Consider the following 23,102-nt stretch of genomic DNA (forward strand, 5'->3'; position numbering starts at 1 on the left):
CCCTAAATATATTATAGCTTATACTATTTGTCAAAATAAATCGGTTTATGTAATATGTTTGTTTTGTATGCATTCTAATTATGTATATATAATTTTTTTGTTATAATACTAATGAACATAATTTTACATATTTTAGGAGGAGATTGAAAATGGCTTACAAAATTAATGATGCTTGTATAAGCTGTGGTGCTTGTGAAGCTGAGTGCCCAGTTAGCTGTATATCAGCTGGAGATGACAAATATGTTATAGATGCAGATACTTGTATAGAGTGTGGTGCTTGTAACGGAGTTTGTCCAGTAGATGCTCCACAACCAGAATAATAATAAATTAAAATAAAAAAACTACCTACTTTGTAGGTAGTTTTTTTATTTTAATTTATTTATCTTCATTCATAAGATATGATAAAGTAAATAAACTTTCAGTTAAGTTTACATTTTCAACTATAACATCATTTGGTACTTCTAAATCTAACGGTGCAAAGTTCCAAACTCCCTTTATACCTGATTTAACTAATCTATCGACAACTTCTTGCGCCCCATTTTTTGGTATACATAATATCGCTATATCGATATCATTTTCAGCTACGAACTCCTCGATGTCATCAGAATCTAATATTTCAAAATCTCTAATTTTTAATCCTATCATTCTTGGATTTGCATCAAATAAAGCTTTTATCTTAAATCCTGCTTTAGTAAACCCTGCATAATTAGCTATTGCTTGTCCTAAGTTTCCAGCCCCAATTATTATAGAATTATAAGTTCTAGATAACCCTAATATTTTACCTATTTCATTATATAACTCTTCGACATTATATCCGTATCCCTGCTGTCCAAATCCACCAAAGTTGTTTAAATCTTGTCTTATTTGAGATGCTGTAAAACCAATTATATCGCTTAATTCTTTAGAAGATATTCTTTGTATATCTCTATCTAACAAATCTCCTAAGTACCTGTGATATTTAGGTAATCTTCTTATTACAGCCATAGAAATATTTTTATTACTCATCTCATCACCTCCTATATATTCATTATCCCTGTTTTATATATTATGCTATTTTTTTAACAAAATGCATATATCCTTGATTATATTATACCAAAACATTATAATTTTAGATAGTTTAAAGGAGGTATAATTTTATGATTGTTTTGTCGTGCAATAACTTAAATAAAAGTTTTGGAATAGATACTATATTAGAAAATATTAGCTTCACTGTAAATGAAGGCGATAAGGTTGGTATTATAGGTGTAAATGGAACTGGTAAAACCACTTTATTTAAAGTACTTTCTGGGATTTATGGATATGATAGCGGAGATATATATCTTGGTAAAGGTGTAGAAATAGGATATCTTGAACAAAATACAAATTTCCAATCAGAAAAAACTATATATGAAGAGGTTTTAGAGGTTTTTCTGATTTAATGAATATGGAAAAGTATATAAGAGATTTAGAAATTAAAATAGCTGAAGAAGGTTCTAATCCTTATTCAAAAATTTTAGATAAACTGATGAATGAGTATTCTCAAAAATTAGAGCTTTTCTCTGAACTAAATGGTTATGGCTATAAATCAGAAGTAAAAGGTATTTTGAAAGGTCTAGGTTTTTCTGATTCTGACATGGAAACTCCAATAAATATATTATCTGGAGGAGAAAAAACAAGAGTCTTACTTTCAAAGTTACTACTAAAAAATCCTTCACTTCTACTTCTAGATGAGCCAACTAACCACCTTGATTCAGATGCTATAGAATGGTTAGAAGTTTTCTTAAAGCAATATAAAGGAACAGTAATTATCATATCTCATGATAGATATTTCTTAGATCAGGTTGTAAATAGAGTGTTCGAAATTCATAATAAAAGGCTTAAAACATATAATGGAAATTACTCTAAATTCATAGAATTATCTAAAGTAGAAAAAGAGTTAGAAGTTAAAAGATATGAAGATCAGCAAAAAGAAATTAAAAAACAAGAAGAATCAATTGATAGACTAAAAGCTTACGGAAGAGAAAAACATTTAAAAAGAGCTAGAAGTAAAGAAAAAATGCTAGATAAAGTTGATGTATTAGATAAACCTGATGTGTTTAGAAAAAAAGCTAGCATTCAATTTAGTCCTTCTGTATCTAGTGGTAATGATGTTTTACAAGTAGAAGATCTTTCTATGGGTTATGGTGAAAGAATACTTTTCAAAGATATAAACTTCAATATATATAGAGGTGAAAAAGTCGCTTTAATAGGAGCTAACGGAATAGGAAAATCTACTTTATTTAAAATAATAATGAATGAAATAATACCGTTAACTGGTACTGCTAAACTTGGTGCAAATGTTTATGTAGACTACTTCCACCAAGAACAAAAAACTCTTAACCTAGATAATACTATTATTGATGAAATTTGGAATGATCATCCTAATTTAAACCAAACTACGCTTAGAAACATGTTAGGATCTTTTTTATTTGAAGATGAAGAAGTATTTAAAAAAATATCTACACTAAGCGGTGGAGAAAGAGCTAGAGTTGCTATATTAAAATTAATTTTATCTAATTCTAACTTTTTATTACTGGACGAGCCTACAAATCACCTTGATATAGACTCTAAAGAAGTTCTTGAAGAAGCTTTATTAAATTATACAGGAACTTTATTTACAATATCTCATGATAGATATTTCTTAAATACAGTTGTTGATAAAATACTTGTTCTTGATTCTGATGGAATAACAGAATATCTAGGTAATTATGATTATTATATAGATAAGAAAAAACAAACCATAGAGATGAACGCTATAGAAACAACTGAGGAGAAAACAAAAACTCAATTAAAAGATGAAAAGCGAAAGGAAAGAGAACAAAGAGAGTTAGAAAAAAAGCTAGAGTTAAAAGGCAGAGCATAGAAAAGGAAATTGAAGAAATAGAAATTGAAATAGAAGAACTTAATGTACTTATGTGCAAAGAAGAAATATATTCTAATCCTGAAAAATCTAAGGAAGTTAGCCAAAACAAATCTTCTTTAGAAGATAGATTAAATAATTTATATGAAGAATGGGAACAGCTAATGTAGGCTGTTCTTTGTTTTGATAATTCTGAAATTTATATAAGAAATTGGTTGATATATATATGCTTTTTATATTAACATAGTATAGATATTAAATTTAAGGGGGTGTCTAATTGACAAATATTTTTAATTTAAATGATGAAAATAAGAAATTCTATAAATTACTAGTTTCACTTTGTATTCCTATAATAATACAGAATCTTATATCTACATCTGTAAATATTATAGATACAGTTATGATAAGTAGTTTAGGAGAGGCATCTGTAGCATCAATTGGAGTTGCTAATCAGTACTTCTTCTTATTTAATATGACTTTATCCGGTTTAACAGGAGGCGCTGGTTTATTTATATCTCAGTTTTTTGGTAAAAATGATGCTAATAATATAAAAAAGGTTACTGGACTAAATGTTTTACTTGGAATAATATTAGGTTTATTATTTTTTATACCAGCTTTTATGTTCCCTAAATTCATAATACATTTTTTCTCTTATGATCCTGAAGTTGTTAAACTTTGTATCCAATATTTTAGTATTATAGCATTTTGTTATCCTTTAATAGCTGTTAGTACTGTATTTAGTATGGGATCTAGAAGTGTTAGAAACCCTAAACTAGGAATGGTTTGTAGTGCAGTCGCTCTTGTAAGTAACATTATCTTAAACTACGGTTTAATCTTTGGGAAATTGGGATTGCCTGAATTAGGAGTTCGTGGAGCTGCTATAGCTACTGTAATAGCTAGATTGATAGAGTTTTCACTTTTAATAGTATATGTATATATCATAAAGAAAGATTATGTTTTAAAATTCAATATTAAAAATTTAAAATCTATAGATAAACAATTTATAAATGCTTTCTTTGAAAAAGTACACCTATATTATTAAATGATAGTGGTTGGGCAATAGGTACAGTTTTATATTCTGTTGCTTATGCAAAAGCTGGTACTTCCGCAATTGCAGCTAGCCAAATAGCTACTAGTACTGGAAATTTCTTTATTATGACAGCTGTCTGCGTTGCTATAGGAGCATCTATTATGCTAGGTAATGAGCTTGGTGCTGATAATAAAAAAGTAGCTATTGATTATGCTAAAAAGTTTTCTAAAATAGTTTTTATAGTAGGAACTCTATTTGGTATACTTCTTATACTAAACATACCAACTCTACTTAAAATGTTTAGTGTTTCGGATAATCTAGCTCCTGATATTATTAAAATATTTGTTATTATGGGATTATTAATGGGTCTGAAATCTTTTAATACTCTTTTAATTATAGGTATTTTAAGAAGTGGTGGAGATACTAAATATTCTTTATTTTTAGAACTAGGATGTATGTGGCTAGTATCACTTCCTCTTACTTTTATATTTGCAATTAAGGGAGCTCCTATTTATATTCTAGTGCTTCTTACTTACTCTGAAGAGATTGTTAAGTTTATATTCGGAGTTCCTAGAGCATTATCTAAAAAATGGGTTGCTAATATTGTAAAAGAAATTGATTAGGTAGTTCTCGTTGGAATATATTATTGTTTCATTCGCTGAAAGACCTAAAATCATAGTCTTTAACGCTACTTCAACAATAATATATTCCAACTTAGATATTTTAAAGTAAATAAAAAGGTACTATTATAAAATAATTTTATAATAGTACCTTTTTCAATTCAGCCTTTATACTTAAATATAATTAGTTTTTTATTTACTATATTAAAATGTAATACTATAGGTTTTAACGACCTTTAAAGCATTTTTACGCTTTGGGAGTGAAACCTGTAGTATTACATTTTTCATTTTAGCTTAAATAAAAAATTAATTTGCATTTTTTCTAATTTAACTAACTTATGTGATTTAGGCTCTAGTTTAAATTCAACATTATCATGATTTACCTCGATAATCCCATCAACTAGATTTGTGTATTTACTATTTAGACATTCTTTCATATCTATTTTTATAACTTCTTCTCGTTCTGACCTATTTACTAAAACTAAAATATTATCATCATTTATATCTTCAATATATCTTATATAACCAAACACATTAGGATTTTCTAATTCTAAAAATTTAGTTTCCCCACTAGTTAGCACCTTACTTTTATTTCTATCCTTAATAATATTTTTATAGAAAGCTAATATTTCCTTATCTTCATTTTTCCATGGATAAGTTCTTCTATTATCTGGATCTGTTTCACCTAAAAGTCCTGCTTCATCACCATAATATATATATGGCACTCCTTCAAAAGTCATTTGTATCACAACCGCTAATTTAAGAAGTTCTTTATCTTCATTTAATTCTGTAAGTATTCTTCTTGTATCATGCGTACCTAATATATTTAAATTAGATTTAAAAGATTCTTTTGGATAATTTTCTTTTATAGTCATAAGGCTATTGTATACATCATTTGAATCAATTTTATAATTTAAAAAATCTACAAATATATTCTTAAACACATACCCTGTAACCCCATTTAGCTGGTCACCTAAAAGATATTTTCTTCTTTCATCATAACTAATTTTATTAGATGCATCTTCCCAAACTTCACCTACAAGAATAGATTCTTTATCTAGTTTTAAAGTCTCACTCTTTAACTCCTCTATAAATTTAGAAGGTAATTCATCAGCTACATCAAGTCTCCATCCTTTAACTCCATATCCCATCCATTTTTTTATTACACTGTTATCACCTTTTATAATATAGTCAATATATGAAGTTTCAGTTTCGTTTACATTTGGTAAAGATTTAACCCCCCACCAACAATCATATTTTTGCGGATAGTTTTCAAATTTGTACCAAGAAATATACGGTGAATCTTGTGATTGATATGCGCCTACAGAATCATAATTCCCATACTTATTAAAATATACGCTATCATCTCCTGTATGACTAAATACACCATCTAATATAATATTTATTCCCTTTTTATTTGCTTCACTTATTAACTCTTTAAATATTTCTTCATTTCCAAACATTGGATCAATATTTTTATAGTCTCCTGTGTCATACTTGTGGTTACTCTGTGATTCAAATATAGGGCTTAAGTATATTATGCTAACCCCTAAATTTTTTAAATAACTTAATTTACTTATTATCCCTTTTAGATTTCCTCCATGAAAATCCCATCTAATTATTTCATTTTCACTATTTTTTATATACATAGGAGTATCTTCCCAATTTGCATATACAAAACTATTCTTTTTAGGGTTGTTTATTTTACCACTTTTATTAAATCTATCTACAAATATATGGTATAAAACTCCCTCTTTAAACCAATCTGGAGATTTAGTATTCTTACTAACTGTAATTTGATACTTATTTAAACTATCAATATCAAAATTTTCTTCGCATATACCATTTCTTTTACTCTTGCCATAGTACTTTAATTCGTTATTTCCATTTATACTTTCTATCGTTTTAAAAAAGTAAAAATAAACATCTGCTTGTTTAAATTCATATTTATCTATGTTAAACATACAATCGGATGCTTTTGTCATTTTTATTTCTTCTAAATTTTTTCTATCTCTTTCTATAATTAAATATACTTCTTTTACATTTTCTGTAGCTTTTACACTTAAACTTAATTTTTCTCCTAATTCCAAAGCTCCGAAAGGCTTTTTATAACTTTCTAACCAAGAATTATATGTTATACTCATTTTGATCTCCCACCTTTTATCTTTTGAACTGTTTATTTTTTATACCATATATCCTTAGCATATTCATTTATAGTTCTATCACTCGAAAATATTCCTGAATTTGCTATATTTGTTAAAGAAATTGAATTCCACTTATATCTATCTTTATATAAATTATTAATTTTTTTCTGTGCTTCTATATAGTTCTCAAAGTCTCTTAATACAAAAAATTCATCATTATAGGTTATTAAAGAATTATATATTTCTCTACCTTCTTCACCTATATTTGGTATGAATCCATTAACTAAATCATCCACAACCCTCTTTATATAGAAATTATTAGAATAAATATCTGCTGCTGAATATCCTCCAAACTTATTGTATTCTAGCACCTGACTTGCTGATAATCCAAAAATTATTATGTTTTCATCGCCTACTTGTTCATGTATTTCTATATTTGCACCATCTAAAGTCGCTAAAGTTATAGCTCCATTCATCATAAATTTCATATTACTAGTTCCTGAAGCTTCCTTTGTAGTTGTTGATATTTGTTCACTTACATTTGCAGCTGGTATTATTTTTTCTGCTAATGAAACCCCGTAATTTTCTATAAATACTACTTTTAATTTTTCATTAACTCTTTTATCATTATTAATTTTTTGAGCTAATTCATTTATAAATTTAATAACGCATTTGGCAAAGTAGTATCCAGGAGCAGCCTTTGCTCCAAATATAAATGTTCTTGGCTTTATGTCTAGGTTTGGATTATCTAATAATTCATGATATAAATGAAGTATGTGAAGTGCGTTCATAAGTTGTCGTTTGTATGCGTGTAGCCTTTTTATTTGTATATCAAATATAGAATTTGGATCTATTGATATATTATTTCTTTCTTTTATAATTTTTGATAAGCTTAGCTTATTGTTATATTTTATTTTTCTAGTTCCTGTAATACATCTTTTTCATTCTTATATTTTTCAAGTTGCTTTAGTTTCATAGTGTCCTTTTCCCAGTCACTACCTATAAGAGTAGTTATTAAACTAGATAGCTGAGGGTTTGATAACATTAGCCATCTTCTATGAGCAATTCCATTTGTTTTGTTATTAAATTTATATGGCTCATCCTCATAAAATTCTTTTAATACTTCTTTTTTCAAAATTTTAGTATGAAGGTCTGCAACTCCATTTACACTGCTACTTCCAACTATACTTAAATTAGCCATATTTACATTATTATTATAAATAATAGCCATCTTATTTATTTTTTCAATGTCATTTGAATATTTACTTCTTAACTTATTTAAATATCTTTTATTTATTTCTTCTATAATCATATAAATTCTTGGAAGTAATTCTTTTATCATTGATATTTGCCATTTTTCCATAGCTTCTGTCATTATGGTGTGATTCGTATATGAAGTGCATTTTTTTGTAATTTCCCAAGCCTCATCCCATCCAAGAGCTTCTTCATCCATAAGTATTCTCATTAATTCAGGTATACATAATGATGGATGAGTATCATTTATATGAATAGCTATTTTTCATTTAACTTATTAATATTGATTTTATTTTTTACACTTCCTTAATATATCCTGTAATCCTGCACTAACTAAAAAATACTCCTGTTTTAATCTTAGTATTTTACCTGCATCGTTAGAATCATTTGGATATAATACTTGTGATATCTCGTCTACGTAATATCTATATTGGAGTGCATCATGATAGCTACCATAGCTGTTTTTTGAATCTTTTAGTATTGGTTCAAAATCTTTTCTAGGTATGTCTGATTTAAATAGCCTCAATGTATTTATATACTGATTTTCATACCCTATAATAGGTATATCATAAGGTAGGGCCATTACAGGTATATAGTTTTTATGAATAGCCTTTAGCTTTCCATTATTACTTACAAGTTCTACTTCTCCTCCAAATTTAACGATAACCGCTTTATTTGGTCTTACAGTTTCCCAAATATAGGATTCTTCTTTTAGCCAATTATCAGGGACCTCAACTTGGTGACCATTTACAAACTTTTGTTCAAATAATCCATATTCATATCTAATCCCATAACCATGTCCACTTATTTTAGTAGATGCCATCGAATCTAGAAAGCATGCAGCCAATCTCCCTAATCCACCATTCCTAATGCAGGATCAGATTCTGCATCTATTAAATCATCTAGATTTATGTTCATAGTAGCTAATATAGATTTTACTTCTTCCATTACTCCTAAGTTTAAAAGATTTGACTGCAGCTGTCTTCCTAATAAAAACTCTATGCAAAAATAGTAAACTTCCTTTTCCTCTTTTAATCTATTCTCTTTCCATATATTTGCTATTTTAGATTTAAGAACAGTTACTAATGTATTTAGTAACTGCTCATTGTTAGCTTCTTCAATACTTTGTTTATATAAAAAATCCATTTGATTTTTAAATTCTAGCTTAAATTCCTCCCTATTTATGAGAGTCAATATTACCAACTCCTTTGCCAAACTATTTCATTATACGTTTTTATATATTCATTTGCGGACTTAGCCCAACTACTATCAGTACTCATAGCACTTTTAACTATTTTAAACCATGACTTTTTATCATTTTTATAAATATCTATTGCACTTTTAATACAGTAAAACATTTCATGTGCATTATAATTTGCAAAACTAAATCCATTTCCTTCTCCTGTATATTTATTGAAAGGTTTTACAGTATCTTTTAATCCTCCTGTTTCTCTTACTATAGGTATCGATCCATATCTCATTGCTATCATCTGACCAATTCCACAAGGCTCAAATAAAGATGGCATTAAAAACATATCTGATGATGCATAAATTTGTTGCGCAAGTGCAGCATCAAATGTTAATATAGCTGCTACTTTGTTTGGATATTTACCTGAATAGTAATTTAACATAGATTGATATTGTTCATCTCCAGTACCTAAAACCACTAATTGTAAATTTTCTCCTACTATTTCTGGCATCATATATGATATTAAGTCCAATCCTTTTTGAGATACAAGTCTAGAAACTATACCTATCATAGGAATATCTGGATTAACTTCTAATCCAAGAATTTTTTGTAATTCTAATTTGTTTTTAACTTTATCACCTATTGAATTTATATTATAATTGCATACTATATTTTTATCTGTCTCAGGATTATTTATTTCATAATCAATTCCATTTACAATTCCCTTTAACTTATGTGAGTTAGATTTGATCAATCCATCTAAACTTTCTCCATAAAACTTTGTTTGTATTTCATTAGCATAAGTAGGACTTACTGTGCTTACTTTATCCGAATATACTATTCCGGATTTCATAAAGTTGATACCACCATAATACTCTATATGTCCATCGTCTAAATAATGTCTTGGTATAGATAACACATCTTCTATATTTTTATTTGAAAATACACCTTGGTATTGAAGATTGTGTATAGTATATATAGTTTTTATTTCAGAATATCTTTCATCCTGACTATAATTTTCTTTTAAAAATAATGGTATCATACCAGTGTGCCAATCATTTAAATTTATTACATCTGGGAAAAAATCTATTCTTTTTAAAGATTCTAGTACCGCATTACTAAAGAAAGTAAATCTTTCTACATCATCGTCATATCCATATAAATACGCATATTCACCATCTCTCTTGAAGTAGAATTCATTATCTATAAAGTAAAATTTAACTCCATCTAGCTCTAGTTCCATTAATCCACAATATTGATTTCTCCATGCTACGTTTACATTGAATACTGCTACTGTTTTCATTTGATCTTTTAAATATTTAGGAATATTGACATACTTGGGCATTATAACCCTTATATCCACTCCTTCTCTTTTTAAAGCCTTTGGAAGCGCATAAGAAACATCTCCTAATCCCCCAGTCTTTACAAAAGGCCAACACTCTGCCGTTACAAAAAGAACTTTCAAAACTTATCCCCCTCTATAAAATTACATTTTTTTCTACTACTAATGGTAGTTTAATATCTCCTTTTAATTCTTTATCTCTAGATATAAACACATTTTTATCTAGTATTACATTATCTAGTTTCACATTTTCTTGTATAGTTCCACTTTGCATAACTACAGAATTTTTTATAACTGCTCCCTTTTTAACATGAACTTTTCTAAATATAATACTATCTTGAACTTCTCCTTCTATTACACAACCAGTAGCCACAAATGAATTTTTCACATTAGAAGTCTCTGTGTATAACGTAGGCTGCTCATTTTTTTCTTTTGTATATATCTTTCTATCTGAATAAAATAATTCATTCGCTACATCTACATTTAATAAATCTTTATTGGCTTCAAAATAGTTTTTAGTAGAATTTATACATTTTAAATATCCTTTATATTCATATGCCCCTATTCTTATTTCTTCTATGCTTTCACTTATACAATCTTCTATATGTGCATATTCCCCTCGTGATACTGCATCATATATCATATCTATAAATAAGCTTTTTTTCATGATATACATATCCATCAATATATCTGCATTTTTTTCTCTTCCTATATTTATTCCCATGCTGGTAATTTGATTTTTATCATTTATATTCAATTTTGTAGTTCCTAAAAAATCCTCATCTGCATTATCTATAGTTTTATAAATAACAGTTATGTTGTTGCCTGATAACTTATGATAGTTAAGTGCTTTTTTATAATCTATATTACAAATCATATAACTAGGAGATATAAGCACATATTCTTGTTTACTTTTTTCTATATAATCTATGTTAGAAAAAACATTATGAACGTCTCCTTTTTTTATCGCTCTGCAAATTTGTTTTTTAGTATTCTCAGGACTAAATACAAATAATCCATCATTCTTCGCTGATAGATCCCAATGACTACCATTTCCTAAATGATCTGTTAATGATCTATATTTTTGATCTGAAAAAATCCCTATATTTTTCATACCTGCGTTAACCATATTAGAAAGAGCAAAATCTATTATTCTATATCTTCCACCTATAGGTATTGATGCTACTACCCTTGAATCACTTAGTTCTTTTAAGTTATCACCTTTTCTATTTAAATTAATTATTCCCATACACTCTTTATTCATTTTTTAATCCCCCTATACTAATTCCATAGAAACAACATCAAATTCAGATACTATACTTATACTATCGTCACCACTAGAAATCTTGCAATCGTCCTCTATTACTGCACCTTCACCTATTATAGCTTTCTCTATAATCACATTTTTACCTATTTTTGCATTTGACATTATTACAGAATCCTTTACTGTACTTCCCTCTCCTATACTGACTCCATGAGATAATACTGAATTTTCAACATTTCCAAAAACCCTGCATCCATCTACAACTATAGATTGTTTTATATTAGAATTTTTTCCTAGATATTGTGGTGGCATAGCCATTGTATCTGTATAAATTCTCCAATTAGAATCATTTAAATTAAACCCATTATCTGGATTAATTAAATCCATGTTTGCTTGCCACAGACTTTCTATAGTTCCTACGTCTCTCCAATATCCATTAAATTCATATGCATACATGCTAACCTTATCATCTAGCATTTTAGGAATTAGATCCTTACCAAAATCTACATATTCTTTATCTGATTTAAAATAACTTTTCATCTTTGACCAGTTAAATATGTAAATTCCCATAGATGCTAAATTACTCTTAGGCTTTTCAGGTTTTTCTTCAAACTCATATATACTCCCATCTTCATTTGCATTCATTATTCCAAATCTACTAGCTTCATCCCAATCAACTTCCATAACAGCAATTGTTACATCTGCATCTTTTGATTTATGTTCTTCTAGCATATCGCTATAATCCATTTTATAAATATGGTCCCCCGATAAAACTAAAACATATTCTGGATCATAGCTATCTATATAATTCATATTTTGATATATAGCATCTGCTGTACCTTTATACCAATTTCCTTCTTTTTCATTCATATATGGTTGAAGGATTGATAACCCTCCATTTCTTCTATCTAAATCCCAATGGCTACCTATTCCTATATGTGAGTTCAATAGTAAAGGTCTATATTGTGTTAATACTCCAACTGTATCTATCCCGGAATTTGAGCAATTGCTCAAAACAAAATCTATTATTCTATATTTACCTCCAAATGAAACTGCTGGTTTTGCTATATTTTTAGTAAAAACTCCTAGTCTTGATCCTTGTCCCCCTGCTAATATCATTGCTATCATTTCTTTTTCATAATTTACTCCTAATCCCCCTAATAAATTAATAAATTTTATAAGATATTTATATTTTTACCTTTTATAAAAGTTGCTCCCATAGGTGGAACCTTTATATTTATGGAATACTGTTTATTATGCCATGCTATATTTTCTGATTTTAACTCCACATCTTTCATAGTTTGTCCTGATCCCCAATATTCCTTATCATCACTATTGAAAACTTCTTGATATATCCCCTCATATGGCACTCCTATCCTATATTCAGGATGAAATACTGGTGTGAAATTTAATACTCCTATTATAAAATCTTCTTTCTTCTTACCTTTTCTCATAATAACAATTACACTTTGATCTATATTGTGAGGATCTATAAAATCAAATCCTGAGTTATGTTCATCTATTTCATACATAGCTTTTTCATATTTGTATAGTAAATTCAAATCTCGCGTATACGTTTGCATTGATTTATGCGGTTCATTCATTAATAGTTCCCATTCTAATCCATATGCAAATCTCCACTCTAATCCTTGTGCAAATTCACATCCCATAAATAATAATTTTTTTCCTGGATGCAACATCATATACGCATAAAGTAATCTTACTCCTGCAAATTTTTGCCATGGATCTCCAGGCATTTTATCGAGAAGAGATTTTTTCCCATGCACAACTTCATCATGAGATAATGGAAGTATAAAATTTTCAGAAAAAGCATACATAAAAGAAAAAGTTATTAACTCATGATGATGCTTTCTATATATAGAATCCATTTCCATATATTTTAACGTGTCATTCATCCATCCCATATTCCACTTACTATCAAATGCTAATCCACCTTTGTACGAAGGTCCCGATACCATCGGCCAAGATGTGGATTCTTCTGCAACTATAATTGGATTTTTTATCTCCTTATGAATAACTTCATTAAACATTCTTAAAAACTCAATAGCTTCTATATTTTCTCTACCACCGTATTTATTAGGTTTCCAAGGACCTATATCGTAATCTAAGTAAAGCATGCTTGCAACCGCATCCATTCTAATACCATCTACATGGAACTTTTCTAGCCAATAAATTGCATTAGATATTAAGAAACTTTGCACTTCAGGTTTTCCTAAATCAAAATGGGCTGTTCCCCAACCAATATTTTCAGCTTTCAACTTATCTTCATATTCAAATTGAGGTGTTCCATCAAATTTATATAATCCATGATCATCTTTACAAAAATGACTATATGCAAAATCTAGAATTACTCCAATATCTTTTTTATGGCATCTATCAATAAATTTCATTAAACTAGTACAATCTCCATATCTACTAGTAGGACTATAATATCCTATTGTTTGATAACCCCATGATTCATCTAATGGATGTTCTGTTATTGGTAAAACCTCTATATGTGTATATCCCATTTCACATACATAGTCTATTAATTCATATAGTTCTTCGTAACTAAAAAAGTCTCCATCCCATTTTCTTTTCCATGATCCCAAGTGAACTTCATATATATTCATAGGTAAATCCTTGTATGTTGTCTTTTCTCTTTTTTCTATCCACTTTTTATCCTTCCAAGAATAATTGTCTATATCGAATACAATTGAAGCTGTTTCAGGTCTCATTTGCGAATAAAATGCAAAAGGATCAGACTTTAACTTACTATTACCGTTTTTATCTACAACATTATATTTGTATAAATCTCTAAATTCCATTTTAGGTATAAATATATTCCATATTCCACTCTTATCTAAATTTTTCATAGGATGGGAGGTTTTATTCCAATCATTAAATTCTCCAGATAAATATACTTGATTTGCATTTGGAGCCCATACTGTAAAAGTAACTCCTTTTTCTTTTCCCTTTTGTACTTTATGAGCTCCCATAAATTCATAGCTTCTAAAATGTTTCCCCTCTTTAAATAAATTTATATTATAGCTGTTAATTATATCCTCATATTTCTTCAACATAAAATCCCCCATCTTTAAGCATATATTAAATGTATTTTAAAACCGATTACTCGCTTATTTTTAATTATATATGAACTTTTACTTTATTATAAAAAGTATTGTTCTAAAAATTTAGACGATGATAGCTACAAATTTACATCATTCAATCTATTAACTCTTTTTTGTATATATAATTACAAAATATACATTTTATAAAACAAAGAAAACATTTTCCTAAATTGTGTATACAAAAAAATCGGAGTTAATTCAAAACATTGAATCACTCCGATTTTTTCTACTGACCTATTTTTAAATTAGGAACAGCATTTAAACTCATATCATTAATTTTTCCGTTAATAAAATTATAATATCCAGCACAACCAATCATAGCCGCATTATCTGTACATAATATAATTGATGGATACTTAACTTGTATATTTTGTTTCTTTGCCATTAAAGTTAACTTTTCTCTCAATGCAGAGTTTGCAGCAACCCCTCCTGCTAATGCAACTGTATTGTATCCTTTTTCATTAGTTGCCTTTATAGCTTTTGTTGCTAAAACTTCTACTACAGCTTCTTGGAATGATGCTGCAACATCTTCAACTATTATTTCTTCATTCTTCATTTTCTTAGCATTTAAGTAATTTAAAACTGCTGATTTTAATCCACTAAAACTAAAATCATATCCTTCATCCATACAAGCTCTTGGGAAGTCTATTGCTTTTTTATTTCCTTTTTTAGCTAATTTATCTATTATAGGTCCACCTGGATAACCTAGATTCATAGCTCTTGCAATTTTATCAAATGCTTCTCCTGATGCATCATCTTTAGTTTTTCCTAAAATTTCATACTTCCCATAGTCTTTAACTTCTACTAAGTGTGTATGTCCACCTGAAACTATTAAAGTTATAAATGGTGGCTTTAAATTTTTATCCTCTATATAATTTGCACTTACGTGTCCTTCAATATGATTAACTCCAACTAAAGGAATATCTAGAGTATAAGCTAATGCCTTAGCATATGAAAGTCCTACTAAAACAGCCCCTACTAATCCTGGTCCATGAGTAACCGCTATATGATCTATATCATCAAAAGTTACATTTGCTTCATCTAAAGCTTGTTGTACTACCATTGGTATATTTTCTATATGTTTTCTAGATGCTACTTCAGGAACAACTCCTCCAAATTTTTTATGTAATTCTATTTGCGTAGAAATTATATTACTTAAAACTTCTCTTCCATTTTTTAAAATTGCACATGCTGTTTCATCACAGCTAGATTCTATAGCTAATGTTATTATATCTTTTTTCATACTACACCTCTTTTAATTGGCTCCACATTATCATTGCATCTTCTTTATTGTCACTATAATACTCTTTTCTTATCCCTGCTAATTTAAATCCATATTTTTTATATAAATTTTGAGCTACTACATTAGATACTCTAACTTCTAATGTCATAGCAAATATATGATTTTCTTTGCATTTTTTAACAAGATGCTCGATAAGTTCATCACCTATCTTTTGTCCTCTAAAATCACTATGTACAGCTACATTTGTTATATGACCTTCTCCAGCTATAAACCATATACCTACGTAACCCACAATCTTTTTATCAATTTCTGCTACTAAATAATTAGCAACATCATTTTTCATCTCTTTTTCAAATTCACCTTTAGGCCAGTAATGTTTAAAGCAATTCTTTTCAACTTCAAAAACTCCATCTACATCACTGCTTGTCATATCTCTTATTATTAAATTATTATTTATCATTTTCTAGCCTCTTCATTTTTTCCTCATACTGAACTTCCGCTTGAGACTTTCTTATGTACATCGGATTTATAGTATAGCAATTATGTACATCTACATCTTTTTTAAATTTAATTCCAGCTACGGCACATAAACTACTAGCTTTACTTACATTGTTAGATACAGCTGCTATATAAGAATTTTTAACTTCATCAAGTTTTTCTTTATATAAATTTGTAGCTTCTCCAACAATAATAAACTCTTCATTTGATTTAGATAGTTCATCTACTAATTCATCTATTGTAACTACTTTTACATCTTCTAATGTTTTAAATTCTCCATTTTCAAATCTATATTTTCCTGTGTACACTTGGTTTCTTTGCGCATCTAATATAGGACAAATTACTCTATCACAAAGATTCATGTTGAAAGCTAAAGATTCTAGTGAATCAACAGCTATTATTGGTAGGTTTCTAACTTGTGATATAGCCTTAGCTGTAGCCATAGAAATTCTTAATCCTGTAAATGATCCTGGACCTATACATATAGCTATTGCATCAATATCTTTTATATTTAAATCACTTTCTTTTATCATTGATTCAATCATAACCATCAGTTTTTGTGAATGTGTTTTTTTAGTATTAACTGTATATTCACATATTAACTTATCATCTTCTACAATACATACACTTGTTGAATGTGTAGCTGTATCTATACCTAAAATTTTCATTACTTAGTCAGCTCCTTAACTATTTCTTCATACTTTTCTCCTTTTGGATTCAGTATCATTTCTCTTCCATTTTCTTTATAGTTCATTTCTATATATAAATATTCGTCTGGTAGTATATCCTCGATTAAGTTTGCCCATTCAATTATACAAACTCCATCTCCATTTATATACTCATCAAATCCTATATCATACATTTCATCACTACTTCCAATTCTATACACATCAAAATGGTATAAAGGCATTTTCCCTTCATATTCATTTACTATTGTAAAAGTAGGACTAGTTATATAATCATCTACTTCTAAAGATTGTGCTAAGCTTTGAGTCATAGTAGTTTTTCCTGCACCTAAATCACCTATTAAGCATACTACACTTCTTGGCGTTAAAAGTTTACCTAATTTAAATCCTATATCTCTTGTTTGCTCTTCATTTTCTAAATATATTTTAATCATCTATATCATCTCCATAAGTAAGACTTGTTTATCTAAATTGTTAACGTAACAGATATTATTATATTATAACAAATTACTATTATAAAGCCTTACATTCACAAAGTTTTTATTATATACCATATATTTTACAACTTATGGTAATATTATTTATTAAAAGGGGTGATATTTTTGAATTATAAAGTTCTAACACACGATGATTTCGATGATATAGTAGATATATCTCGAAACATTTGGGATGGTCATGACTATTTACCCAAAGTCTTTCACAAATGGGTTGATGATAAAGAAGGTTGTTTTATTGGATTAGTTAAAGAATGTAAAGTTATAGCAGTTGGTAAGTATACAGTTTTACCAGATAGACAAGGATGGCTTGAAGGACTTAGAGTACATATAGATTATAGAGGACAGCAACTTGCCCATGCTATTTCTGATATGCTATTTAATTTAGCAAGAGAAGATTTAAGAAATAATAAAATAACTAATATAGCAATGTGTACTCATATAGACACTCCAGCTAGTATAAAAATGATGGAAGCTAAGAATTTTTATTTAGCTCAGAGTTGCTTAATAGTTTTTAAAAATTATGATTTCATAAAGAAATCTAACTTAAATTTATTAGATTTTAAAGTTGAAAAATGGAATATTTCTTATGAAGAATTTAAAAATCTCGATTATTTTAAAACTTGTAATAATAAATTAACTTATGGATTTACATTTTTAAATATTTGCGAAAATATTTTTAATGATCTAGTTAAAAGTGATTCTTTATTAATAGTTAATGGTCATAAATGTATTATAAAAATGAAAGGATGTCCATCTATTATATGCATAGATAACACATTTGAAGGAATTAGTGATTCTACTAATTATTCTTTATTGAAATATAAATCAAAAGAGGCTGAAATTTATATAACAAATCCATACGATAATCTTATAAATCAGCTTAAAGAAAATAATTTTGAATCAATGTCTAATTTTGAAAATGATTGTGTCTATTATGTTTACGATGAAAAATAAATAAAAAAAGATTTTCAAATTTAACTTGCTCATGTGTAACTATATAAGTTTTACTCCATGAAAGCTGAAAATATGCTTTTAAAATGTCATTAAAACTTATATAGTTACCATTCGCTCTATACTTTGAAAATCTTTTAATTAATTTATTTTTTTAATATTACCTCCATCTTTTTATAAAGAGGTAATGTAATCACTGACATTATTACTGCTTTAACTAAGTTAAATGGAGCTATCATCCAAATAACAAAACTCTTTAAATCTACTACATTAGGATTTATTACATGTCCCATATTTACTATAGCTTCCATAGGCATTATTTTCCCATAAAAAGGTAGTAACATGTAATAGTTAGTTAAACAACCTATTACTATCATAGCTATTGTTCCTAAGAAAAACCCTAAAAATAATCCCTTTATATTTTTTTATGTCTATATGCTAATGATAAAATTACTACATATGAACCACCAATTAGTAAGTTTGCTGTTTCACCTATCCAAGCTGTTGTTGATGCCGTCATTGCTTGGAATAAATTTTTAATAAGAACTATTGTAAAACCTGCTACTGGTCCTAATGTCATACCTCCAAATATAGCCGGTACATCCGATATATCTAGTTTTAAGAAATCAGGAAATATACCTGGAATAGGTATTGCTATAAACATTAAAATATAAGAAATTGCTGCTAAAATAGCTACCTTTGTCATTGTATTTGTACTCATAGTTTTTTTATTGATGAATATATTATCCATTTAAAAAACCTCCTAATTTTAATTTTAGGAAAAAGAAAAAGCCCAAAGAATCTCTTCGAGCTTAGTTTTTTAAGTATATTAAAACAATAATATCTTTCTTATACATATATACTAATCCTCTCTCATCCAGACTTTACTGTCGGCCTTGGAATCTCACCAAGTCATGCTACAAATGTAGCTCGCGGGCTATACCGCCGGTAGGGAATTTCACCCTGCCCCGAAGATCTTACGTGCTATTTAATTTTCCTTATATCTATATATTATTAATAAAATTTAGATATGTCAATATTAATTAACCTTGTTTTCTATATACAACTTTTCCATCAATTATAGTATACATGACATTACTTTGAATTTCTAAAGGATTATTATCCCATATAACTATATCTGCATCTTTCCCAACTTCTATAGAACCTACCCTATTGTCTATCCCTAATGTTTTTGCAGGGTTTATAGTTATTGCTTCTATAGCTTTTTTAGAATCCATTCCATGTTTAACTGCTATTCCTGCACATACAGGTAAGTAATGTAGAGGAACTACAGGATGATCTGTAGTTAGTGAAACTTGCATTCCTGCATTTGATAAAACCCCAGCTGTATCAAAAGTTAAATTTCTTAATTCTATTTTTGATCTTTCAGAAAGCGAAGGCCCTACTATAACTGGGTACTCTTCTTCCACTAAATCTTCAACTATTAAATGCCCTTCTGTACAATGATCTAATGTTAACTTTAAATTGAATTCTTTTGCAATTCTTATCGCTGTAAACATGTCATCAGCTCTATGTGCATGTACTTTAAATGGAATTTCTCTATTTAGTACTGGAAGTAAACTTTCCATTTTCATATCATAATCAGGCTTTTCATTTTCATCATCTTCTTCATGTAATCTTATATCTTCTAGATACTGCTCTGCTTCTTTTAATGTTTCTCTTAACATTGCAGCAATTGCCATCCTAGTTTGTGGAGCTTTTTCTTCTTGTCCATAACAACTTTTTGGATTTTCACCAAAAGCTATTTTTGATGCCACAGGATTTTTTATTACCATCTTATCTATTCTTCTACCAACAGTCTTTATAGCGATACATTGTCCTCCCATAACATTTGCACTTCCTGGTGTACTACATGCAGATGTAATTCCACCGTTTCTCGCTTCTTCAAAGCTTCTTTCCATAGGATTTATGCCATCTATAGGATTTAAATGTGGCGTTATTGGATCTGTTTCTTCATTACCATCAGCTCCCTCAAACCCCATACCATCTTCCCATAAACCTAAATGTGTATGTGCATCTATAAATCCAGGAAAAATTAAACTTCCATTTACATCTATAACTTCTACATCTAATGGAGCAACTATATCTGCTCCAATTTCTATTATCTTCCCATTTTCAATAAGTATGTCACCCTGTATAATTCCATTAGTGACTGTGTTTATAATTCCATTTTTTATAAAAAGCATTTATTCCTCCTATACTTCTTTTATATCTTTCATAGTTAAAGAAACCTTTTGTGTTTTTAAATCTATACCTATTACTTTTACATCTATTACATCCCCTACAGTTACTACTGTCATAGGATCTTTTACAAATTTATTACTCATTTGTGATTTATGAACTAAACCATCATTTTTTATTCCAATATCAACGAATGCTCCAAAATCTACAACATTTCTTACAGTTCCTTTTAAAACCATACCTTCTTTTATATCTTCAATTTTTAATACATCTGTTCTAAGTACAGGCTTAATCCCTTCTTCTCTAGGATCTCTTCCTGGTTTTTTTATTTCAGATATAATATCTTTTAAAGTAACAATTCCTACTTCTAATGCTTCACTTAATTTGTGTATTCCGATATCTGCTATCTTAGAATCTATTTCATCTACATTTCTATTTTTTAAATCATTTAATGAATATCCTAGTCTCTCCAGTAAACTTTTGCAAGTATCATAACTTTCAGGATGTACTCCAGTATTGTCTAAAGGATTTTTTGAATTTATTATTCTCATAAACCCTGCACATTGAGTAAATGCTTGTGGTCCTAATCTTTTAACTTTTTTAATTTGAGCTCTTGATGTGAAATCACCATTTTCTTCTCTATACTCAATTATATTTTTTGCTATAGTTTTGCTTATCCCAGCTACATGTTCAAGTAATGAATATGAAGCTGTATTTAAATCCACCCCTACAGAGTTTACCGCATCTTCTACAACTCCACTTAAAACTTCTTCTAATCTTTTTTTATTCAGATCATGTTGGTACTGTCCTACTCCAATACTTTTAGGATCAATTTTAACTAACTCAGCTAAAGGATCTTGTAATCTCCTTGCTATAGATATAGCACCTCTTATAGATACATTTATATCTGGGTGTTCTTCATTAGCAAGCTCTGATGCTGAATATACAGATGCACCTGCTTCACTTACTATAGTGTATTGAACATTACTATTTATTTCACCTATCATTTCAGATACAAATTGTTCTGATTCTCTTGATGCTGTACCGTTACCTATAGAAATTATATCTATATTATATTTTTCTATAAGTCCTTTTAAAGTCTTCTTAGCTCCATCTACATCATTTTGAGGTTTAGTTGGATATACAGTTGTGTAATCTAATAACTTACCATTCTTATCTACAACAGCTATCTTACATCCAGTTCTATATGCTGGGTCAAATCCCATAACCACTTTATCCTTTACAGGAGGTTGAAGTAATAAGCTCTTAACATTTTGTCCAAAAACACTTATTGCTCTTTCATGGGCTAAATCAGTTAAATGATTTCTTATCTCTCTTTCTATTGAAGGGAATATAAGTCTTTTGTATGAATCTTCTATAGCAGAAATTATTTCTTCTTTGTTTATTTGGTTATTTTTATTAACATATACATCAACTATATGATTTATTACTTTTTCATTATTAATTTCTAATTTAACTTTTAAATATTCTTCTTTTTCTCCTCTATTTAAAGCCAATACTCTATGTGGAGCTATAGTTTTCACAGATTCACTAAATTCATAATACATATCATATACAGATTTTTCATCTTTTGAATTTTTACTTGATATAACTCCTTCTCTTAAAGCTAGCTCTCTTATATACTTTCTTAGCTTTGCATCTTCTGAAACTAATTCTGCTATTATATCTTTAGCTCCTTTTAATGCATCTTCTTCAGAGTTTACTTCTTTTTCTTTATCTATATATTTCTTACATTCTAAATTTAAATCTACTTTATCCTTTAATATAGCTATAGCTAAATTTTCTAAACCCTTTTCTTTTGCAATAGTTGCTCTTGTTCTTTTCTTTTGCTTATATGGAGCATAAATATCTTCAACTTCTTGAAGTGTTTTAGCTAGCTTTATATTTTTTAATATTTCATCCGTTAACTTGCCTTGTTCTTCTATTATCCTTTGTACATCATCTTTTCTACTTTGTAAATTTCTTAAATAAACTAATTTATCATAAAAAGCTCTAAGTATAACATCACTCATTTCACCAGTCATTTCTTTTCTATATCTGGCTATAAATGGTATAGTATTCCCTTCATCTATAAGCTTTATAGTATTTTCAACTTGAGAATCTCTTAAATTAAACTCTTCTTTTAAAATTTTATTTATATCCAATTTAAATC

At 28.4% G+C, this 23,102-nt stretch carries 19 protein-coding genes, 2 pseudogenes and 1 riboswitch; of the genes and pseudogenes, 5 read left to right on the forward strand and 16 right to left on the reverse strand.

The genetic code is table 11. From position 1 onward, the window contains the following. The first annotated feature begins 149 nt into the window (after positions 1–149). Positions 150–320 carry a DUF362 domain-containing protein gene (locus tag LEQ07_RS11095; RefSeq protein WP_021428309.1) on the forward strand — a complete coding sequence of 57 codons (171 nt, stop codon included), beginning with the start codon at positions 150–152 and terminating at the stop codon, positions 318–320. 55 nt (positions 321–375) lie between these two features. Here LEQ07_RS11095 and LEQ07_RS11100 read toward each other — a convergent pair whose 3' ends face one another. Next, positions 376–1,005 (reverse strand): redox-sensing transcriptional repressor Rex, encoded by a 630-nt coding sequence (locus LEQ07_RS11100; protein WP_046822460.1) that lies wholly within the window; start codon positions 1,003–1,005, stop codon positions 376–378. A 131-nt stretch (positions 1,006–1,136) separates the two neighbouring features. Here LEQ07_RS11100 and LEQ07_RS11105 point away from each other — a divergent pair. From LEQ07_RS11105 to LEQ07_RS11115, 3 genes and pseudogenes are all read left to right on the forward strand, one after another. Beyond that, positions 1,137–3,048: pseudogene (locus tag LEQ07_RS11105) on the forward strand (ABC-F family ATP-binding cassette domain-containing protein). A 107-nt stretch (positions 3,049–3,155) separates the two neighbouring features. After that, the gene (locus LEQ07_RS11110; protein WP_263330704.1) at positions 3,156–3,920 is read left to right on the forward strand and encodes an MATE family efflux transporter; all 765 of its coding nucleotides are present in this window, start codon (positions 3,156–3,158) and stop codon (positions 3,918–3,920) included. Between the two features lie 83 nt (positions 3,921–4,003). Beyond that, positions 4,004–4,531: an MATE family efflux transporter gene (locus tag LEQ07_RS11115; RefSeq protein WP_263330719.1), complete on the forward strand. Its 528-nt coding sequence runs from the start codon at positions 4,004–4,006 to the stop codon at positions 4,529–4,531. A 281-nt stretch (positions 4,532–4,812) separates the two neighbouring features. On the opposite strand, the gene LEQ07_RS11120 is transcribed toward LEQ07_RS11115, so the two are convergent. The 11 genes and pseudogenes from LEQ07_RS11120 to tsaE form a co-directional block, all read right to left on the reverse strand. Further along, on the reverse strand, positions 4,813–6,672 hold the full coding sequence (locus tag LEQ07_RS11120) for a glycoside hydrolase family 13 protein (protein WP_263330705.1): 1,860 nt from the start codon (positions 6,670–6,672) through the stop codon (positions 4,813–4,815). Positions 6,673–6,704: 32 nt separating this feature from the next. Next, positions 6,705–8,749: pseudogene (locus LEQ07_RS22575) on the reverse strand (glycogen/starch/alpha-glucan phosphorylase). A gap of 29 nt (positions 8,750–8,778) precedes the next feature. After that, a complete protein-coding gene (locus LEQ07_RS23045; protein ID WP_332843117.1) occupies positions 8,779–9,120 on the reverse strand; it encodes a hypothetical protein in 342 nt (113 codons plus the stop codon). A gap of 2 nt (positions 9,121–9,122) precedes the next feature. Beyond that, positions 9,123–10,580 carry a glycogen synthase GlgA gene (gene glgA, locus LEQ07_RS11130; protein WP_046822464.1) on the reverse strand — a complete coding sequence of 486 codons (1,458 nt, stop codon included), beginning with the start codon at positions 10,578–10,580 and terminating at the stop codon, positions 9,123–9,125. A 13-nt stretch (positions 10,581–10,593) separates the two neighbouring features. After that, entirely contained in the window at positions 10,594–11,721 is a 1,128-nt protein-coding gene (gene glgD, locus LEQ07_RS11135) for a glucose-1-phosphate adenylyltransferase subunit GlgD (protein WP_046822465.1), read from the reverse strand. Positions 11,722–11,733: 12 nt separating this feature from the next. Next, positions 11,734–12,849, reverse strand: coding sequence for a glucose-1-phosphate adenylyltransferase (locus LEQ07_RS11140; protein WP_263330706.1), 1,116 nt, complete (start codon positions 12,847–12,849; stop codon positions 11,734–11,736). 47 nt (positions 12,850–12,896) lie between these two features. Then, positions 12,897–14,804 carry a 1,4-alpha-glucan branching protein GlgB gene (gene glgB, locus LEQ07_RS11145; protein ID WP_263330707.1) on the reverse strand — a complete coding sequence of 636 codons (1,908 nt, stop codon included), beginning with the start codon at positions 14,802–14,804 and terminating at the stop codon, positions 12,897–12,899. A 274-nt stretch (positions 14,805–15,078) separates the two neighbouring features. Beyond that, positions 15,079–16,095 carry a tRNA (adenosine(37)-N6)-threonylcarbamoyltransferase complex transferase subunit TsaD gene (tsaD, locus tag LEQ07_RS11150; RefSeq protein WP_046822468.1) on the reverse strand — a complete coding sequence of 339 codons (1,017 nt, stop codon included), beginning with the start codon at positions 16,093–16,095 and terminating at the stop codon, positions 15,079–15,081. A 1-nt stretch (position 16,096) separates the two neighbouring features. After that, entirely contained in the window at positions 16,097–16,555 is a 459-nt protein-coding gene (gene rimI, locus LEQ07_RS11155; protein ID WP_046822469.1) for a ribosomal protein S18-alanine N-acetyltransferase, read from the reverse strand. Then, positions 16,545–17,261, reverse strand: a complete 717-nt coding sequence (tsaB, locus tag LEQ07_RS11160) for a tRNA (adenosine(37)-N6)-threonylcarbamoyltransferase complex dimerization subunit type 1 TsaB (RefSeq protein ID WP_046822470.1) — start codon at positions 17,259–17,261, stop codon at positions 16,545–16,547. The genes rimI and tsaB overlap by 11 nt, the downstream gene beginning before the upstream one ends. Continuing rightward, the gene (gene tsaE, locus LEQ07_RS11165) at positions 17,261–17,713 is read right to left on the reverse strand and encodes a tRNA (adenosine(37)-N6)-threonylcarbamoyltransferase complex ATPase subunit type 1 TsaE (RefSeq protein ID WP_046822471.1); all 453 of its coding nucleotides are present in this window, start codon (positions 17,711–17,713) and stop codon (positions 17,261–17,263) included. Before tsaE ends, tsaB begins: the two co-directional genes overlap by 1 nt. Before the next feature lie 168 nt (positions 17,714–17,881). Between tsaE and LEQ07_RS11170 the strand changes: the two genes are divergently transcribed. Then, positions 17,882–18,730 (forward strand): GNAT family N-acetyltransferase, encoded by an 849-nt coding sequence (locus LEQ07_RS11170; RefSeq protein ID WP_263330708.1) that lies wholly within the window; start codon positions 17,882–17,884, stop codon positions 18,728–18,730. Between the two features lie 143 nt (positions 18,731–18,873). Here the strand turns inward: LEQ07_RS11170 and LEQ07_RS11175 are convergent, their stop codons facing one another. The 4 genes from LEQ07_RS11175 to LEQ07_RS11190 form a co-directional block, all read right to left on the reverse strand. Beyond that, complete coding sequence (locus LEQ07_RS11175) at positions 18,874–19,104, reverse strand: ECF transporter S component (protein WP_263330709.1); 231 nt, start codon at positions 19,102–19,104, stop codon at positions 18,874–18,876. 38 nt (positions 19,105–19,142) lie between these two features. Then, positions 19,143–19,478 (reverse strand): ECF transporter S component, encoded by a 336-nt coding sequence (locus LEQ07_RS11180; protein ID WP_263330710.1) that lies wholly within the window; start codon positions 19,476–19,478, stop codon positions 19,143–19,145. A 110-nt stretch (positions 19,479–19,588) separates the two neighbouring features. Continuing rightward, a riboswitch (FMN riboswitch) is annotated at positions 19,589–19,707 on the reverse strand. 63 nt (positions 19,708–19,770) lie between these two features. Continuing rightward, positions 19,771–20,934, reverse strand: a complete 1,164-nt coding sequence (locus tag LEQ07_RS11185) for an amidohydrolase (RefSeq protein ID WP_263330711.1) — start codon at positions 20,932–20,934, stop codon at positions 19,771–19,773. 9 nt (positions 20,935–20,943) lie between these two features. Further along, positions 20,944–23,094, reverse strand: coding sequence for a Tex family protein (locus LEQ07_RS11190; RefSeq protein ID WP_046822474.1), 2,151 nt, complete (start codon positions 23,092–23,094; stop codon positions 20,944–20,946). Positions 23,095–23,102 lie beyond the last annotated feature (8 nt).

Source organism: Paraclostridium sp. AKS73 (assembly GCF_025671395.1).
Taxonomy (GTDB): domain Bacteria; phylum Bacillota; class Clostridia; order Peptostreptococcales; family Peptostreptococcaceae; genus Paraclostridium; species Paraclostridium benzoelyticum.

Excerpts from the sequence above, each read along its gene's own strand:
- tsaB (WP_046822470.1), bottom strand. The coding sequence starts at position 17,261 with ATGAAAATTTTAGGTATAGATACAGCTACACATTCAACAAGTGTATGT.
- glgB (WP_263330707.1), bottom strand. The coding sequence starts at position 14,804 with ATGTTGAAGAAATATGAGGATATAATTAACAGCTATAATATAAATTTA.
- LEQ07_RS11100 (WP_046822460.1), bottom strand. The coding sequence starts at position 1,005 with ATGAGTAATAAAAATATTTCTATGGCTGTAATAAGAAGATTACCTAAA.
- rimI (WP_046822469.1), bottom strand. The coding sequence starts at position 16,555 with ATGATAAATAATAATTTAATAATAAGAGATATGACAAGCAGTGATGTA.
- LEQ07_RS11095 (WP_021428309.1), top strand. The coding sequence starts at position 150 with ATGGCTTACAAAATTAATGATGCTTGTATAAGCTGTGGTGCTTGTGAA.
- LEQ07_RS11120 (WP_263330705.1), bottom strand. The coding sequence starts at position 6,672 with ATGAGTATAACATATAATTCTTGGTTAGAAAGTTATAAAAAGCCTTTC.
- tsaE (WP_046822471.1), bottom strand. The coding sequence starts at position 17,713 with ATGATTAAAATATATTTAGAAAATGAAGAGCAAACAAGAGATATAGGA.
- tsaD (WP_046822468.1), bottom strand. The coding sequence starts at position 16,095 with ATGAAAAAAGATATAATAACATTAGCTATAGAATCTAGCTGTGATGAA.
- LEQ07_RS11140 (WP_263330706.1), bottom strand. The coding sequence starts at position 12,849 with ATGATAGCAATGATATTAGCAGGGGGACAAGGATCAAGACTAGGAGTT.
- glgD (WP_046822465.1), bottom strand. The coding sequence starts at position 11,721 with ATGAATAAAGAGTGTATGGGAATAATTAATTTAAATAGAAAAGGTGAT.
- LEQ07_RS11175 (WP_263330709.1), bottom strand. The coding sequence starts at position 19,104 with ATGATAGTAATAGGTTGTTTAACTAACTATTACATGTTACTACCTTTT.
- LEQ07_RS11185 (WP_263330711.1), bottom strand. The coding sequence starts at position 20,934 with ATGCTTTTTATAAAAAATGGAATTATAAACACAGTCACTAATGGAATT.
- LEQ07_RS11180 (WP_263330710.1), bottom strand. The coding sequence starts at position 19,478 with ATGGATAATATATTCATCAATAAAAAAACTATGAGTACAAATACAATG.